General features: G+C 35.2%; 15 protein-coding genes. 4 read left to right on the top strand and 11 right to left on the bottom strand.

Going from position 1 to position 17,551, the window contains the following annotated elements:
• Nucleotides 1-78 precede the first annotated feature (78 nt).
• Both BXY58_RS03745 and BXY58_RS17190 read right to left on the bottom strand, forming a co-directional pair.
• Nucleotides 79-747, bottom strand: coding sequence for a WG repeat-containing protein (locus BXY58_RS03745; RefSeq protein WP_120212447.1), 669 nt, complete (start codon nucleotides 745-747; stop codon nucleotides 79-81).
• A gap of 22 nt (nucleotides 748-769) precedes the next feature.
• The gene (locus BXY58_RS17190; protein WP_371868421.1) at nucleotides 770-1,114 is read right to left on the bottom strand and encodes a DUF2752 domain-containing protein; all 345 of its coding nucleotides are present in this window, start codon (nucleotides 1,112-1,114) and stop codon (nucleotides 770-772) included.
• 366 nt (nucleotides 1,115-1,480) lie between these two features.
• Here BXY58_RS17190 and BXY58_RS03735 point away from each other — a divergent pair, with 366 nt between their 5' ends.
• Nucleotides 1,481-4,258 (top strand): bifunctional aconitate hydratase 2/2-methylisocitrate dehydratase, encoded by a 2,778-nt coding sequence (locus tag BXY58_RS03735; RefSeq protein WP_120212445.1) that lies wholly within the window; start codon nucleotides 1,481-1,483, stop codon nucleotides 4,256-4,258.
• A gap of 282 nt (nucleotides 4,259-4,540) precedes the next feature.
• Nucleotides 4,541-6,811, top strand: a complete 2,271-nt coding sequence (locus tag BXY58_RS03730; protein ID WP_120212537.1) for an aconitate hydratase — start codon at nucleotides 4,541-4,543, stop codon at nucleotides 6,809-6,811.
• A 50-nt stretch (nucleotides 6,812-6,861) separates the two neighbouring features.
• On the opposite strand, the gene BXY58_RS03725 is transcribed toward BXY58_RS03730, so the two are convergent.
• The 9 genes from BXY58_RS03725 to BXY58_RS03685 form a co-directional block, all read right to left on the bottom strand.
• Nucleotides 6,862-7,245, bottom strand: a complete 384-nt coding sequence (locus BXY58_RS03725; protein WP_120212444.1) for a hypothetical protein — start codon at nucleotides 7,243-7,245, stop codon at nucleotides 6,862-6,864.
• Nucleotides 7,246-7,309: 64 nt separating this feature from the next.
• Nucleotides 7,310-7,861 carry an RNA polymerase sigma factor gene (locus BXY58_RS03720; RefSeq protein WP_229728381.1) on the bottom strand — a complete coding sequence of 184 codons (552 nt, stop codon included), beginning with the start codon at nucleotides 7,859-7,861 and terminating at the stop codon, nucleotides 7,310-7,312.
• Between the two features lie 195 nt (nucleotides 7,862-8,056).
• Nucleotides 8,057-8,632: an acyltransferase gene (locus BXY58_RS03715; protein WP_120212442.1), complete on the bottom strand. Its 576-nt coding sequence runs from the start codon at nucleotides 8,630-8,632 to the stop codon at nucleotides 8,057-8,059.
• A 13-nt stretch (nucleotides 8,633-8,645) separates the two neighbouring features.
• Entirely contained in the window at nucleotides 8,646-9,368 is a 723-nt protein-coding gene (locus tag BXY58_RS03710) for an SDR family oxidoreductase (RefSeq protein WP_120212441.1), read from the bottom strand.
• Nucleotides 9,365-10,579 (bottom strand): ANL family adenylate-forming protein, encoded by a 1,215-nt coding sequence (locus tag BXY58_RS03705; RefSeq protein WP_120212440.1) that lies wholly within the window; start codon nucleotides 10,577-10,579, stop codon nucleotides 9,365-9,367. Before BXY58_RS03705 ends, BXY58_RS03710 begins: the two co-directional genes overlap by 4 nt.
• A complete protein-coding gene (locus BXY58_RS03700) occupies nucleotides 10,567-10,797 on the bottom strand; it encodes an acyl carrier protein (protein WP_120212439.1) in 231 nt (76 codons plus the stop codon). Before BXY58_RS03700 ends, BXY58_RS03705 begins: the two co-directional genes overlap by 13 nt.
• Nucleotides 10,798-10,885: 88 nt before the next feature.
• Complete coding sequence (locus BXY58_RS03695) at nucleotides 10,886-11,572, bottom strand: LytR/AlgR family response regulator transcription factor (protein ID WP_120212438.1); 687 nt, start codon at nucleotides 11,570-11,572, stop codon at nucleotides 10,886-10,888.
• A 139-nt stretch (nucleotides 11,573-11,711) separates the two neighbouring features.
• Nucleotides 11,712-12,719, bottom strand: a complete 1,008-nt coding sequence (locus BXY58_RS03690) for a sensor histidine kinase (RefSeq protein ID WP_120212437.1) — start codon at nucleotides 12,717-12,719, stop codon at nucleotides 11,712-11,714.
• On the bottom strand, nucleotides 12,716-13,063 hold the full coding sequence (locus BXY58_RS03685; RefSeq protein WP_120212436.1) for a hypothetical protein: 348 nt from the start codon (nucleotides 13,061-13,063) through the stop codon (nucleotides 12,716-12,718). Before BXY58_RS03685 ends, BXY58_RS03690 begins: the two co-directional genes overlap by 4 nt.
• Nucleotides 13,064-13,227: 164 nt before the next feature.
• Here BXY58_RS03685 and BXY58_RS03680 point away from each other — a divergent pair, with 164 nt between their 5' ends.
• Both BXY58_RS03680 and BXY58_RS03675 read left to right on the top strand, forming a co-directional pair.
• Nucleotides 13,228-15,330 carry a TonB-dependent receptor domain-containing protein gene (locus BXY58_RS03680; protein ID WP_120212435.1) on the top strand — a complete coding sequence of 701 codons (2,103 nt, stop codon included), beginning with the start codon at nucleotides 13,228-13,230 and terminating at the stop codon, nucleotides 15,328-15,330.
• Nucleotides 15,331-15,394: 64 nt separating this feature from the next.
• Nucleotides 15,395-17,518: an outer membrane beta-barrel family protein gene (locus BXY58_RS03675; RefSeq protein WP_120212434.1), complete on the top strand. Its 2,124-nt coding sequence runs from the start codon at nucleotides 15,395-15,397 to the stop codon at nucleotides 17,516-17,518.
• Nucleotides 17,519-17,551: the final 33 nt, after the last annotated feature.

Genomic DNA, 17,551 nt, shown 5'->3' with positions numbered 1-17,551 from the left:
TTCTAGGTTCATTGGGTATAATCTCAGCTTGTTACAGCACCCCTTCAATTTCTGACTGCGAAATTAGAAAAATTTTAGTTAATATGCGTGATTATTTTTATTGATGTAAAAATATTCCTTTCCATCTCGGGAAACCTCAAAGAGATTAGCCATTTTCCAGCTGAGATTTGTTTTGATATCGTCATAGATAAACGGAATAACAACCTGATTATTTTTATTAATTATACCAAATTTGTTATCCAAAACAGCTATGATCATTGGGTTTTCTTTATCACTATCCAGAACATACAACATCTGATACTGAGGATAGATTTCGAAATCTTTGTAGTTTTTATAATCCACATCTTCTTTGCTTACCAAACCGTAAAAACCATTCATTACAAAAGCTTTATATTTTGGAGACTCATACGGCAAAGTACATTTTCCCAAATCTTCATTTTTATACTGGTAAACCCGCGTTCCTTTTCTATCTATCCTGTAGGTGATTTGATTTTTCTCAACTGTCGCATAATCATCAGAGCCATACATCCTGACTTTTTTGTTGGGAGAATTCAGCAAGTTGCAGTCTTCGGAAAAGAACATAGCGATATGATATTCGGCTGGTATTACTACTTTACCAGATTGGTTAACGTAACCTGTTTTCTGATTGATGGTCTGAGGAATAAGCGCAGGAATAGCCGTATCCTTCATTTGAGAATATGTCGCAAGAAAGAAGCCTGTGAGACATAAGCTTAGTAATTTTTTCATCGTCGGTTTGTGTGTTAGAAATTCAGAACAGACTTTTGTAATAATCTGTATTTCTGAACAGCGAAAATAATAAAACTATTATTAATACAATTAAAAAAAACAATTTACTTTTCGATAAACGGTAGAACCAACTGGTTTTAGCAGAAAATTTAAAAACCTTTAACACAAAGAATAACAGTACGAAAGGAATTGCTATTACAAATAACGGATTGTATTGGAAGGCTCTTGAAAATCTGAAATGAAGCAATTCGTGAAAAGCTCTTTGAACACCACAACCTGCACACTCATAACCCGTCATTTCTTTTAATGGACACTTTAGGAAATATGAATTTTTTGACGGATCAAAGAAAAAATAAATGGAAATCAAAATCAGGAAAAAGACAAAAATGACTATCTCCTTTTTTTTATTTTTAATTAAGCCATTGATTTTCAAAACAATATAATTTCATCTATTTCTGATTCTCAAAATAAAAATTATTATGATAAAAATATAAAATAATAGACAAAATACATCTAATTTATTTTTAATCTAAATTATTCTATTCTTAAAAAAGCTCAGAATTTCGTAAATTTGGGCGAATTTAATAAGAAATTAAATTTCATAGATAGAATCAGTAATTATTTGAAATAAAAATCTGAAAACTATCTCACTACACATAGATTTTGTTACTATCCGAATCTTTCACATAGTAACAAATCTTCTAAATTAAAGAATGAAAAGACTTCTATTATTATGAATTATCAGGATTACATCCAAGAGATTGAAGAAAGAAAAAGCCAAGGGCTTCATCCAAAGCCAATTGATAGCGCTGATTTATTAAGCGAGATCATTTCACAAATCAAAGACACAAATAACGAATACAGAGCAGACTCTCTTAAGTTTTTTATTTATAACACCTTACCTGGTACCACAAGTGCTGCTGGTGTAAAAGCTAAGTTTTTAAAAGAAATTATCTTAGGCGAATCTGCCGTTGAAGAAATCACGCCATCTTACGCATTCGAGTTATTGTCTCATATGAAAGGCGGTCCTTCTATTGAAGTTTTGCTTGATTTGGCATTAGGTAATAACGAAAACATTGCAAGACAAGCAGCTGAAGTTTTAAAAACTCAGGTCTTCTTATATGATGCCGACACAGCTCGTTTGAAAGAAGCATACGAATTGGGCAGCAAAATCGCTAAAGATATTTTGGAAAGCTATGCAAAAGCAGAGTTTTTCACAAAACTTCCGGAAGTACCGGAAGAAATCAAGGTTGTGACTTACATCGCTGGTGAAGGTGATATTTCTACCGATTTATTGTCTCCGGGAAATCAGGCGCATTCGCGTTCAGACCGTGAATTGCACGGAAAATGTATGATTACGCCGGAAGCGCAGGACGAAATCAGAATGCTTCAGGCTCAACATCCTGATGCAAGCGTAATGTTGATCGCTGAAAAAGGAACAATGGGAGTTGGCTCATCTCGTATGTCTGGTGTAAATAACGTGGCGCTTTGGACAGGAAAACAAGCAAGTCCTTACGTACCTTTCGTAAACATCGCTCCGATTGTTGCCGGAACAAACGGCATTTCTCCGATTTTCTTAACAACAGTTGACGTAACCGGAGGTATCGGAATCGATCTTCAAAACTGGGTGAAAAAAACCGACGAGAACGGACATCCTGTTCGTAATGAAAATGGAGATATTGTTTTGGAAGAAAAATATTCTGTTGCTACAGGAACTGTTCTTACCATCAATACGAAAGAGAAAAAATTATATAACGGAGAAACTGAATTGAAAGACATTTCAAAATCATTTACTCCACAAAAATTAGAATTTATCAGAGCTGGTGGTTCTTATGCTATCGTTTTTGGTAAGAAAATCCAGACGTTTGCTGCTAAAACTTTAGGAATTACAGCTCCGACAGTTTTCGCACCTTCAAAAGAAATTTCTATCGAAGGGCAAGGCCTGACTGCCGTTGAAAAAATCTTCAACAGAAATGCAGTGGGTGTTACTGAAGGTAAATTGTTACACGCAGGTTCTGATGTTAGAGTTGAAGTTAATATCGTTGGATCTCAGGACACGACTGGTTTAATGACTGCTCAGGAATTGGAATCGATGGCTGCAACGGTAATTTCTCCCATCGTAGACGGAGCTTATCAGTCAGGATGTCATACGGCTTCGGTTTGGGATAAAAAAGCGCAGGCTAATATTCCTAAATTAATGAAATTTATGAACGATTTCGGGGTAATCACAGCTCGTGACCCGAAAGGTGAATACCACGCAATGACAGACGTTATTCACAAAGTTCTTAACGATATTACGGTTGACGAATGGGCCATCATCATCGGAGGTGACTCTCACACAAGAATGTCTAAAGGGGTTGCTTTCGGAGCTGATTCAGGAACAGTAGCTTTAGCTTTGGCAACAGGTGAAGCATCAATGCCGATTCCTGAATCGGTAAAAGTGACTTTCAAAGGCGAAATGAAGGAGCATATGGATTTCCGTGATGTGGTTCACGCAACTCAGGCTCAGATGTTGAAGCAATTCGACGGAGAAAACGTTTTCCAGGGAAGAATTATCGAGGTTCACATCGGAACTCTTCCGGCTGACCAGGCATTTACATTCACAGACTGGACTGCAGAGATGAAAGCTAAAGCTTCTATCTGTATATCTGAAGATGATACTTTGATCCAATCATTGGAAATTGCGAAAAGCAGAATCCAGATTATGATTGACAAAGGAATGGATAACAAAAACCACGTTCTTCAAGGTCTAATTAACAAAGCAAACAAGAGAATCGAGGAAATCAGGACTGGTGATAAACCTGCCTTGACTCCGGATGCTAATGCAAAATATTATGCTGAAGTAGTTGTAGATCTTGACGTAATCGTTGAACCGATGATCGCCGATCCAGATGTAAACAACGAAGATGTTTCTAAAAGATATACGCACGATACCATCAGAGACCTTACTTTCTATGGAGGTGAGAAAAAAGTTGACCTTGGTTTCGTAGGTTCTTGTATGGTTCACAAGGGTGACTTGAAGATTGTTTCTCAGATGTTGAGAAATCTTGAAAAACAAAATGGTAAAGTAGAATTCCAGGCTCCATTAGTAGTTGCGGCTCCAACTTATAATATCATTGATGAATTAAAGGCTGAAGGCGACTGGGAATTATTAGAGAAATATTCAGGTTTTGAATTCAACGATGCTGCTCCGAAAGGCGAAGCCCGTACACAGTATGAAAATATGATGTACCTTGAGCGTCCTGGTTGTAACCTTTGTATGGGAAATCAGGAAAAAGCTGAAAAAGGAGATACTGTTTTGGCAACTTCTACACGTCTTTTCCAGGGAAGAGTTGTTGAAGATTCTGAACGTAAAAAAGGAGAATCTCTACTGGCTTCGACTCCGGTCGTTGTTTTATCAGCGATCAAAGGAAGAATCCCAAGTATCGAAGAATACAAAGAAGCTGTGGAAGGAATTGATTTAACGACTTTCGTTCCATCGATTAAAGAATTGGTAACTGTTGGTCATTAATTTTTGACTAAAATTTAAATATAAAATGGAAGATTTTGCGAGAAGTCTTCCATTTTTTGTTTAGAATTCTTCTATTTTAATGGCTTTAATATTATTTTAACTTAGGTCAAGATCAACTATTTTATTTTTTCCTTAACTTCATAGTTCAAAAATATTATTACGATTCGTCATATTTATCCTTTATCTACAAGTATAGGAATAGAATTTGATGAATTGTATTGGTTTAAATTTTCTGCTTCAATATCAGAAGTAGAATTAATAAAGAATAAAAAATATCGAAATATGACTTTTGACTTGGATATGATCAAAAAAGTTTATTCTGATTTCGAAAGCAGAGTAAACGAAGCAAGAGCTTTTATGGGAAGACCTCTTACTTATTCAGAAAAAATTCTTTGCGCTCACCTTTTTCCATCTCAGGCAAAAGAAGCATTTAAAAGAGGAGAATCCTATGTAGATTTCGCTCCGGATAGAGTGGCAATGCAGGATGCAACAGCCCAAATGGCTCTTTTACAATTTATGCAGGCTGGAAAGAAAAAAGTTGCGGTTCCGTCAACAGTTCACGCTGATCATTTGATTCAGGCAAGAGTGGGTGCAGCCAAAGATTTAATCGAAGCTGAAAATAAAAATAACGAGGTTTATCAATTCCTACAGTCGGTTTCTAATAAATACGGAATTGGTTTCTGGAAAGCTGGAGCTGGTATTATCCATCAAGTTGTTTTAGAAAATTATGCTTTTCCTGGCGGAATGATGATTGGAACCGATTCTCACACAGTAAACGCTGGTGGGCTTGGAATGGTGGCTATCGGCGTTGGTGGCGCTGATGCCGTGGACGTAATGGCTGGAATGGCTTGGGAACTTAAATTCCCTAAAATGATTGGTGTAAAATTAACGGGAAAATTAAATGGTTGGACTGCTCCAAAAGATATTATTTTAAAAGTGGCAGGAATTCTTACCGTAAAAGGTGGAACTGGTGCTATTGTAGAGTATTTTGGAGAAGGTGCAAATTCGCTTTCTTGTACAGGGAAAGGTACGATTTGTAATATGGGTGCGGAAATCGGAGCAACAACTTCTATTTTCGAGTATGACCAAAATATGAGCAAATATCTCCGTTCAACTGACAGAGAAGATTTGGCTGATGCGGCTGATTCAATTGCTCATGTGCTGAAAGCAGACCCAGAAGTTCACGCCAATCCGGAAAAATATTATGATGAAGTGATTGAGATCAATCTTGACACTTTAGAGCCTTATCTCAACGGACCTTTCACTCCGGATTTGGCAACACCAATCTCGCAAATGAAAGAAATTGCTGAGAAAAACGGCTGGCCAACTAAAATCGAAGTCGGATTGATTGGTTCTTGTACTAACTCATCCTATGAAGATATCGCAAGAGCAGCTTCTGTGGCGAAACAAGCTAAAGAAAAAAATCTTGAAGTTAAAGCTGAATACACCATCACGCCAGGTTCAGAACAAGTTAGATTTACGGTAGAAAGAGACGGTTTCCTGAAAACTTTTGATGAGATTGGTGGTAAAGTTTTCGCTAATGCTTGTGGACCTTGTATCGGACAATGGGCACGTGAAGGTGCTGAGAAACAAGAAAAAAACACGATTGTTCATTCCTTCAACCGAAACTTCTCTAAAAGAGCGGACGGCAATCCTAATACTTACGCTTTCGTAGGTTCTCCGGAATTAGTGACAGCAATGGCGATTGCGGGGGATTTGAGATTCAATCCTCTGACAGATAAATTAAAAAATAAAGACGGTGTCGAAGTGATGCTAGATCAGCCAAGCGGAGACGACCTTCCAAGATTAGGATTTGATGTAGAAGATCCTGGTTACATTGCTCCTGCAGAAGATGGCTCTAATGTAGAGGTAATTGTATCGCCGACATCTGACAGATTGCAAATTCTGGAGGCTTTCCCAGCTTGGGACGGATTGAATATTACTGGTGCAAGATTATTAATCAAAGCTTATGGAAAGTGTACTACCGACCACATCTCTATGGCTGGACCTTGGTTGAAATACAGAGGACATCTTGACAACATTTCCAATAATATGTTAATTGGAGCCGTGAACGCCTTCAATATGGAAACCAACAATGTTAAGAACGAATTAGATGGCAAGTACAAACCAGTTCCTGACTCTGCAAGACAATATAAAGCGGCAGAAATCCCAACGATTGTTGTCGGTGACGAGAATTATGGTGAAGGTTCTTCCAGAGAACACGCTGCAATGGAACCAAGACATCTTGGTGTAAGAGCGGTTTTGGTTAAATCTTTTGCCAGAATCCACGAAACCAATCTTAAAAAACAAGGAATGCTTGGATTAACCTTTGCAGACAAAGAAGATTATGATAAAATCCAAGAAGATGATACAATTAATTTCTTAGATTTAGATCAATTTGCGCCAGGTAAACAACTGACTTTGGAATTTGTTCACGCTGATGGAACTAAGGATATTGTGAAAACGAACCATACTTATAATGCTGGACAAATTGCCTGGTTCAAAGCTGGTTCTGCTCTTAACCTTATCAAAGCAATGGAAAAAGAAAGTTAAAACTTTACTTTACAGATATAAAAAGTCTCACAAATTGTGAGACTTTTATTTTACGCTTTATTTTCTTCTGTTCGAGGTTGTTCTGGTCTGCAGAATTTGGATTCGAATCGTTGTTTCCACATCTCTTTGAACTTTTCACGTTCTTCTTCGCTGCCACAGAATTGGGTTTCGAATTTCTGCTTCCAGCTTTCTTTCATAGCATCTTGTCCGTCAAAACGATGTCGTCTCCCAAATTTTTTCTTTCCATTAAATCCTCCGAATAAAATCTTTGATAACACCAAAATCCCCAGAGATTGCCAATAATTAATTGCTTTCACACCTAAAATGTCAGGCAAAAGGATATTCCAAAGCCATTGGAAAAACCAAACAAATAAACCTATCGCTGCAATAATGCAAGGAATAGCTAACCAAAATTTCTTTTTATTTCTTTTCATCTGTACCTACATATTATTTTAATTGTCAGATGGAACGCTAGTGCGTTTCATTTTATTCTAAATATTAATCGTTCAAATCATCATAAAGACTTTGCAGTCTTTTGCGCAGATGTTTTACTGCATATGATTTTCTACTAATGATTGTTTTTATGTTTTCGCCTTCTTCGTCAGCAATCTCCTGTAGCGTTTTATCTTCCAGCTCATTTTGGATATAAACCCGTTTTTGTTTTTCCGGTAGTTCGTCCAAAGCTTTCATCAACTCATTCCAGAACATCTCTTTGAAAACACCGAGTTCCGGATTATTACTATCATCTGCTAAAAGAATATCTTTCACATTCAGTTCGCCGTCTTCATCCTGATAGACAAAATCTTCCAGAGATTCGCTTTTCTTTTTTCTGTAACTATCGATGATTTTGTTTCTGGTAACCGAATACAACCAAGCACCAACATTTTCTAACTCGTTCAAGTTAGTCAATCGGCTGGTCTGAAACCAAACTTCCTGCAGAATATCTTCCGCATCTTCTGTCTTTGCCACTTTAGAGTTGATAAAGCGCAAGAGCTGGGAACCGTAATTTTTTACGACTTCCGTAATCGATGCAGATTTTTTTTCGGCCATTTGCTGTAAAGATAGCGACTCCATATGAATATGACGACGCTGATTTTTTTTTACCTTAAAAATTTTTATTTTTTTCTAAAGTATTTTTTAAAATGTTGAATCTCTCGCAGCCCGACTTGAGTGGAGCTCTTTTTCTTTTTTTGCGAAAAAAGAAAAAAGCGGGAACGGAAGGCGGATTAAGCTGCCCAAATAAAATTACATCAAAGGCAACCTCATCAATTCGTGCTTCCCGAAGATGATGGAATTAGCTGGAACGTTTCTGGAAATAACGCAATTCGCACCAATGATACAGTTATCGCCAATTGTTACGCCTTTGAGAACAGTAACATTACTGTAGATTTTCACATTTTTACCGATGATGATTGGTGCAGTATTGAATTTGTTTTTGTGCCAAATGTATTCTGGTTTTGTATCGAAAGCGTGGTCGTGATCATAGAATTTGCAGCCTTCAGCAATGCAGGTATCATCGCCCAATTCTATTTTATCTAGACAATTGATGGAAATATAATGACTGAGATCTACATTATTTCCGAAAATCAATGTTCCTCCGTTTCTTATCCTAATGGCATTATGATCTCTCCAAATCACATTTTTGCCGATCTCGAATTTGGCATTGTCATCCAACTCAAAAGTAGTCGCCTTTCCTATTTTAAGATCAGAATGAAGTGTGACTCCGGAATGCGAATTGAGAATACTATAGGAATATAGCTTCTCGATTTTCGCAATCGTTTTCGGAATGATATTCAATGCTTTATATATTAAATTGATCATGGTTTTGTGTTTTTTATAATGTTCCGGAATCTACAAAAATTTCTTGTCCAGTAATCGATTTTGCTTTTTCACTTGCTAGAAACAAAACGGTTTCTGCCACAGACTGCATATCGGTTTCTTTTTTCAATGCGGTTCTTTTGAAGATTCTGTTTTTGTGATCCTGAGTCAGTTTTGCATTCATTGCGGTTTCCATATAACCAGGAACAACGATATTGGAACGGATCCCTCGTTCGCCCCATTCTCTGGAAATATTTTTGGAAAAAGATTGCAAAGCACCCTTAGAAGCCGCATACATCGACAAACCTTTGTAACCTGTGTGTGCGCTGATCGAAGAAATATGAATGATGCTTCCGGAAACCCGGTTATAAATCATATTTCTGATGGCATATTTTGTCAAAAACATTGGCGAATACAAGTTGACATCGAACATTGTTTTCAGATCTTCGTAATTAAGATTCGTAACAATATCATCATAAGCCATCGCTGCATTGTTAATTAATACGTGAATTGGAATTTGATTTTTGACAAAATCTTTGAAAACTTCTTGTTGGATATTTTCCGGATTAGACAAATCGAATGTTTTGAAGAAAAAATTTTCCGGATACTGTTTTTCAAGGTCTTTTAATTCCTCCGATTCGGTTCTGCTGAGTCCATAAACCGTGTGTCCATTTTCCAGAAACAACTTACTGATTTCTAAACCAACACCTCTGGAAACTCCTGTTATTAATACGTTCATACTATTTTCTTTTTTCCGGTTCTGGTCAATTCTATCTTGTCAACAAAGGTTATTTTTCTAGGGATTTTGAAATTCTGAATTTTCCCATTTAAGAAAAATCTAACTTCTTCTTCCTTCAATTCGGTATTTGGGTGCAGTTCGATTTCGCAACAAATGATATTTCCTAAAACAGCATTGGCCTTTCCATAAACTCTTACATTTCGGATATTGGAATGTTGGGTTAATTCGTCTTCAACTTCGTAAGGATTCACTTTGTAACCTCCGACATTGATTAATTCATTTTTCCTGGATGTGAATCGGAATCTTCTTTGTTCATCATCAATCCACTCGATCAAATCGCCAGTGGCATAAAAATCATCAATCAAATTCAATTGCGCTGTTTTGCCGAATAAATCTTTATGGATATATAATTCGTCATCAACTACTTTTATCAATCCAATGTGTTTTTCCTGAACAAAAAACTCATCATTCTGAGAAGAAAATAATGGCCCTGTTTCTGTGGAACCATAAACATTGTTGATTCTTGCGTTAGGAAAAGCTTTTTCTATTTCAGAAATCAAATAAGCATCAGATTTTTCGCCACCAACAGTAATTTTTTTAACTGAATCAAAAGACTCTTTCAACGGCAAAAGCAAGCGATAAAAAGTTGGTGTGGATGAAAGATTCGTGATGCTGTATTTTTTGATCGAATCAATTATAAAATCTTTTGGTGCAAGAAAAACATTAACCAAAAGATTCTGATTCAATATGGCCTGAAAAAAAACTTGTACACCAGCAACGTGAGTGGGATTGAAAGCAAAGCCCCAAACATCATTTTTTCTCTCATCAGAAACATTAATTTTCCTAATCAGATTTTTCAAAGGATGCGTAAATTTTCTAGTAAAACCAGTCGTTCCCGAAGTAAACAATGTGATCTCTGACTGAGAATATCTAATCGAATTAATCAATTCTTCTACTGAAGAAAACTTTTTTGGGTTCTCGATTTTGATTAATTGATTAATCTTTAAATCGTTTGACTGGATCTCTTTTTCAGAAATATCAGAATCCATCAACGCAATATTTTTCTCATTGACCAATGCAAAAATCCAATTGAGAAAAAAAGACTTCAAATCCGGGTAAATGTAGCAATCTGTGTATGAATCAGAAGTGTTGACTTCTGTCAGAATTTCCTCGTAAGACAAAGAAAAATTCTGATCTATTAAGAAAAACATTGAAGTTTTGTATAGATTTCGTTGATTGTATTGACCAAACCATCTTCAAAGATGTCAACCCCGAATTCTTCTTCAATTTTTACAGTAAGTTCAGCAAGATCAAAAGAATCGAAATTAAGATTTTCTCTAAGGGTCTGTTCCGGAGTAATTTCCAGAACGGGTTCTTCGAATTTATTCTTTTTGATGGAGTTGATAATTGTCAATAATTTTTCTTGCATCGTTATGTGTTTCTTGCAAAATTAACAATATTTCTGTTTTGTTTACAATTAGAAGAGAAGAAATTTAGAATATTATGGATATAAACTATTATTTTTTAATTTTCAAAAAGAATTCGGATTTGTAAGTTTCTCCGATTGGGATTTCGATTTCGGAATTTATAGAGACATTTTTTACATCCATTTTCTCGATTTTATCAATGTTGATGATAAAAGATTTATGAACTCTTGCGAAATTCTCAGGCAGTTGATTTTCCAGAGATTTCAAAGTCTCAAGAACGATGTATTCCTGATTTTCAGTTTTGATATTGACATAATCTTTGATGCTTTCTATAAAAAGAATCTCATTGAAATTGACTTTATGCTGTTGTCCCGAAGATTTCACAAAGAAATAAGAACCCAGCGAATCTTGACTGACAGCAAAACGTTCTTGCGCTTTTAATGCACTTTTTTCAAAACGAGCAAACGAAATTGGTTTCAGAAGATAATCGACAACATTATGTTCGTAGCCTTCCATAGCATATTCTGCGTAAGCTGTTGTAAGAATATATTTCAGCTTATTGCCGACGATTTTCATAAAATTAATCCCTGTCAGTTCTGGCATTTGAATATCCAAAAAAATCAAATCGGCTTCATTATTTTGGATAAATTCCATTGCTTCAATTGGGTTTTCTGTTGAAAAAACCAATTCAAAAAACGGAATTTTTTCAACGTAACTTCCTAGCAAAGAAACTGCGAGAGGCTCGTCATCCACAACGATACATTTAATTCTTTTCATTAACTAATATTATATTTACTCCTTTTTAATTTTTTCAACCACGAAAGTCACAAAAGAAATGATTGAAAAATAAAGCAATATAAAAGAACAAAATAGCCATTGTTTCTTTCAATTTCAACTCTTTTGTGACTTTTGTGGTTTATATATTCAAATCGATTTTCAAATCTACAGAATATTCTATTTCGGTTTCGATAATATTGAGTTCGTGTTTTTTTGGATAAAGGATTTCCAGTCGTTTTTTCACATTGCCAATCCCAATTCCCGAAAGTGAATCTTTGGAACGTTGTTTTTTAAAATTATGAAGATGAAAATGAAGTTTTTGATTCTCATCAGAAATTTTCAAAGTAAATCCTTTTCCTGAAAAATCACCGTGTTTGAAGGCATTCTCTACAAAAGGAACGAGAAGCATCGGTGAAATATTAAGATTCGGAAAATTGATTCTCTTCTCAATGATTAATAATTCCGGATTTTTGATTCTTAATTTTTCAAGCTCAATCAGACTTTCAAGATAGCCAATTTCTTTTTCCAAAGAAATAAAATCTTTTTCCAAATCTTTTGTGCTGTATCTTAACAACTGACTCAATTCTTCAATAGCTGGTAGTGCTTTTTCTGATTGCTGATAAACCAAAGAATAAATATTATTCAAAGTATTGAAGATAAAATGAGGATTGATTTGCGTCTTCAAAGCCTGAAGCTCGGAGTTCTTTTTTTCTTCTATTAATTGTCTTTTCTCAATTTCGGCATCGGACATCAACTTGAACAAACAAAAAACCGTGCTTATAAAAATCGTTGTACTGCTGTAATAGATATTATCATAAAAATAAAAACTCAAAGATGTTTTCTCATTGTAATTCCTGATCCCAAAAAAATAAGGCGAGAAAATCTCTTCCACACAATAGCGAATCAATACAAAACAAAAAACACTTAAAAGAAAAGCAAGCAGTGTTTTGGAGAGATTTTGAATATTGAAGAACTTCGGAATTACAAAAAAATAGTTGACGTAAAAACATATAAAGCTTGTAATAGCAAAGGTTATTTTAAAATAATCGGCTTCTGTTTCGAATACTAAATAAGGAAATATAAAAGTTCCGAGAATGTAAATACACCAATAAAATATATGGAGAAATAAGAGCTGTTGTTTTTTCATCGTAGTTCTTTGTGATTAATTAGAATCGGTTTATTAGATGAATAATGCAAATGTATAGAAACCATTTCCGCATTTTTATTTTTTAAAATCAAGTTACTTTTTTTAGGCAATCTGTAAGTAAACTCAGAATTAGCCGATATACTTTTCTGCATTTTCAGTTCAGAAACCATTTCTACTTCTTTATCTGATAGATTTTTAATGGATAAAGTTGCAGGTGATTTTACTTTATTAATAATGATGCTATCACCGGAAGCTATCGTCAGCGTTTTCCAGACATCTACTCTATGGTTACCAATACAGGAAACCGTAGATATTAAAATTAGAATGAGTATTAATTTTTTCATAGCTCAAAAGTAATAACAACAAAAAGATTTCGACGGGCAATTTCTATGAACCCCGATTTTTTATCGATGAAAATATTTTGGTCGGATTAAAGCCGGGTCAAATCTAAATGCTATTTCATAAAAAAAACTTGGAAAATACCTTTGTCTCAACAAAATCAAAAATTATGAAACTGAAATACTTATTCATCACAACTCTACTTTCAACTGCAACTTTTGCGCAGACACAAAAAGACAGTCTTAAAGAAATCGAACAGGTCAACATTCTCGTAAAGAAAAAATTATTGGAAAGAAAAGCCGACCGATTAATCTTCAATGTGGATGCATCAATCGCTTCACAAGGAATGGATGCCGGCGAAACGCTTGCCAATGTTCCAATGTTGAAAGTGGATGAGAATCTCGGAACCATTTCTATCACAGGAAAAAGTAATGTAAATGTGATGATAAACGGAAAAATGCTGAATCTTTCCGGAACTGCTCTTTTGAATTATCTGAAATCGATTCGTTCTGAAAATATTTCGAAAATTGAAGTGATTACAACGCCGCCTTCCAAATATGAAGCACAGGGAAATAGTGGACTTATTAATATCATTCTAAAGAAAAATCCGAATCTAGGTTTTAGCGGAAATATCAGCACAGGTTTCACACAAAGAACTTATTTTAACGGAACCACCAACGGAACACTGAATTACCAAACCGAAAAGCTTAGTTTAAGTTTAAAAACAAGCTACATTGATGGGGCAAAACGCTCTAATGAAAGATATACTATACTTGGAGAATCTCAAAATTACAGTGAGTCTACAAGAAAAGATATGTGGCAGGATTTGACACCAAGTCTTAACGCGTCTTATAAAATCAATAAAAACTCCGAAGTTGGAATGGAGTATATTTTTGGACACGAAAAATCAGGAATGGATATCTTTAACACAACGAGAAACATCAGTTCTGATTTGACAGAAACTAATCTTTTGACCAATACATTTCATAGAGAAAAATCTCCGACCCATACTTTGAGTGCTTATTATGATTTGAAGTTGGATTCGTTTGGAAAAAAGCTGAGTTTCGCTACTAATTTTTATAAAAATAATAACGACACCGAAGTTAATTTCTCGACTTTGACACTGCCAGAAAATACGATTCAGGATGTGAAAACGTTGTCAAAAATCACACCTCAGATTTTCTCTGTTCAAGGCGACTTAGAATTGCCATTTAAATTTGGAACGATTGAAACAGGTGTTAAATTCAATCAATTCAGAAATTCTGCAGACTTGAAATACCTTGATTTAAAAGACAGTCAATATATCATCGACGACAAAAAAAGCAGCACCTTTAGATATCAAGAAGAAAATTACGCTGTTTACGCAAGTTTTGCTAAGAATTTTGGGGAACATTGGGAAACCAAAGCGGGAATCCGATATGAACATACGTTTGTAAAAAGCACCGCGAATCAATTCGATTACGGACAATGGTTTCCTTCGGCTTTTGTCTCTTACAAAGAGGATAAAAATGTGTTCAGTCTTTCGTATTCAAGAAGAATTAACCGACCAAGTATGAGCAACTTGAATCCGTTCCGCTGGTACGAAAATCCATATTCTTATTCATCAGGGAACCCTTTATTGACGCCTTCTTACATCAACAATTATGAATTAGGTTATACGTATAATAACAAGTTTTCGACAAGCGTTTATTATCTTAGATTGACTAATGCTTTTGGACAAATCGGTTACTTGGATGGTATTTCTCAAAATGGAGATTATCAGAATTACTATAACAATAATTTTTATGGAGCTAATGTTTCTTACACAGATACTTTCTTCAAATTCTGGGAAGCCACTATTTCTGCAAACGCATCTTATCAAAACTCAGAAGTTTTCAATATCAGTGCGGAAACATCCAAAGGAACTTCTGTAAGTTATTCTATCAACAATACATTCATTTTAAATAAATCAAAAACGGTTTCTCTATTCCTAAACTACGATCAAAGTTTACCTTACAAAAATGTGAATTCTTATTTCCATAATTTCTCCAATCTGAATTCCGGAATCAAGTTTTCTCTAATGGAAAAGCAACTTCAAATCAATGCAACAGTGACGAATATTTTTGCTCAGCGATTCCGTGGAGATATGTATTTCAGAGATAATAGTCAGCATTTTAATAATTACTGGGATGGCAGAAGTTTTCGTTTGAGCGTGAATTATACTTTCGGAAATAAGAAAAAACAAATCAACAAAAAGCAGATTAATTTCGAAGAAAAAGACAGAGCGAACTAACTTCATTTGATAAATCTAATTAACATAATGTAATAAATCCTGCAAATCAGTTGTCATTAATGATATGAAGAAATCCATACTTTTTGCCTCAGCACTATTTAGTACATTATCTTTTGCCCAAACACAGGATACTGTAAAAATTCAAAACATAGAAACCGTAACGGTGGATGGAAAGAAAAAAATCATCGAAAGAAAAGTGGACCGTTTGGTTTATAATGTTCAGAATTCGATGGTTTCGGAAGGAAGTTCTGGAACAGAAGTTCTTGCCAACACACCTTTGCTGAAAGTGGATGAAGAACAAGGCTTGCTTGCGATTGCCGGAAAAAGTGGTGTTTCCGTTATGGTGAATGACCGAATGTTGAATCTTTCCGGTGCTGAACTGATGAACTATCTGAAAAATCTGCGTTCGGAAAACATTTCAAAAATAGAAGTCATCACAACGCCACCTGCAAAATATGAAGCCCAAGGAAACAGTGGAATCATCAATATCATTCTGAAAAAAAATCAGAATCTTGGCTGGAGCGGTTACACCAATACCTATTACCAGCAATCCACTTATGGAGGTTTTGGCGGCGCGCTTGGTCTCAATTATCAAAACGAAAAACTAAAATCTTCTATCAAACTCCGAGGTTATGATAGTGAGAAAAGGTCTGTTGAAAATTACAAAATCATTGGTGAAAATTCCAGCATCAGCAGAGATGACAGACGAGATATGAATGATGGATTGGGAATGAATGTAAGTTTGGATTATTCTTTGAGTGAAAAAGCCAATGTTGGATTAATCTATGATTTGGCCAAAGGTCATTCTAATATGGACATCAATTCTGTTTCCCGTTATTTCACGAACGATGTCAATACATTTAATACAGATACAAATTCCAAACACCGCTCCACCTCAACTTCTCAAATGCTGAATCTTTATTATGACCAAAAGTTAGGCGAACATAAATTAAGCTTCGGAGCGAATTATTATGGCAATCTTCCGGAAACCAATGTCAATTTTGTGACCACCGATTTGTCTGATCAATCTGACCAAATTGTAAGAAATCTATCTTCTGTAGATTATGAGATCTATTCCGGACAGGGCGATTTGACGCTTAATTTCAAAAACATACAATTGGAAACGGGTTTGAAATACAGTCAGTTTTCTAATAATTCTGACATCGGTTACTTTAATTTGATCAATAACGATTACATTATCGACCCGCAAAGGAGCAATCTTTTCAATTATGATGAGAAAAATTATGCGGCTTACATCAGTGCAAGTAAAGACTTTGGAGAGAAATGGTCGGCAAAATTCGGGTTGCGTTATGAATATGCAGAAACAAAAGGATTCTCTCCTTCCACCCAAGTGAGTTCAGAGAATAATTATGGAAAACTATTTCCAACCGCCTACATTTCTTACAAAGCCAATGATAATAATCAATTCATTATCAATTATTCCAGAAGAATCAACAGACCCTATTTCCGTGCTCTGAATCCGTTCCGCTGGTACTCCAATCCCAATCGTTATTTTGCAGGAAATCCTAGTGTGCAGCCTTCTTTCAATCATAATTTTGAATTTAATTACATTTTCAAAAGTAAATTCAATGCGAGTTTGTATTACGAAAGAAGTCTAGATAACTTTGGCCAGATTACCTTCATCAACGGCATTGATATAGAAAGTACTTTTTATAATTATTATAATGAGGATACTTATGGCCTTAATCTTAATTATACCGATACGTTTTTCAAGATTTGGGAAACCAATTTATCCACTTCATTAAGCTACAGTAATACCCAGATTACCAAATATGAGGCACTGGCAAAAAACGGACAGTCATTTTACTATTCTGCCAACAATACTTTCCAGCTGAACAAGGCTAAAACTTTTTTTCTTTTTGTTAATTACTGGCACTCTTTACCATCCAGAAGTAGAAATATGACGACCAGAGGAAACTCGAGTGTCAATGCCGGAATGAAATTCAGTCTAATGGAAAAAGCACTCCAGATGAATATTTCTGTCAACGACATCTTTAAAACTTCAGGATTCCGGGGCAGTGTTTATTTTGAAGATAATGTTCAGTCCTTTAATAATTACTGGGATGCTAGAAGATTGACTTTTAGTGTGACTTATAATTTTGGAAATCAAAAAGTGAAAGCCAACAACCGAAACGTAGATTTTGACGAGAAAAATAGAGCGCGTTAATTGTAACAAAATCCAAAATAAGACGTCTAATTC

It is taken from the genome of Epilithonimonas arachidiradicis (genome assembly GCF_003610695.1).
Lineage (GTDB): Bacteria > Bacteroidota > Bacteroidia > Flavobacteriales > Weeksellaceae > Epilithonimonas > Epilithonimonas arachidiradicis.
Note: the sequence above shows the minus strand (reverse complement) of the source record. Positions and strands in the feature narration are given on the sequence as shown.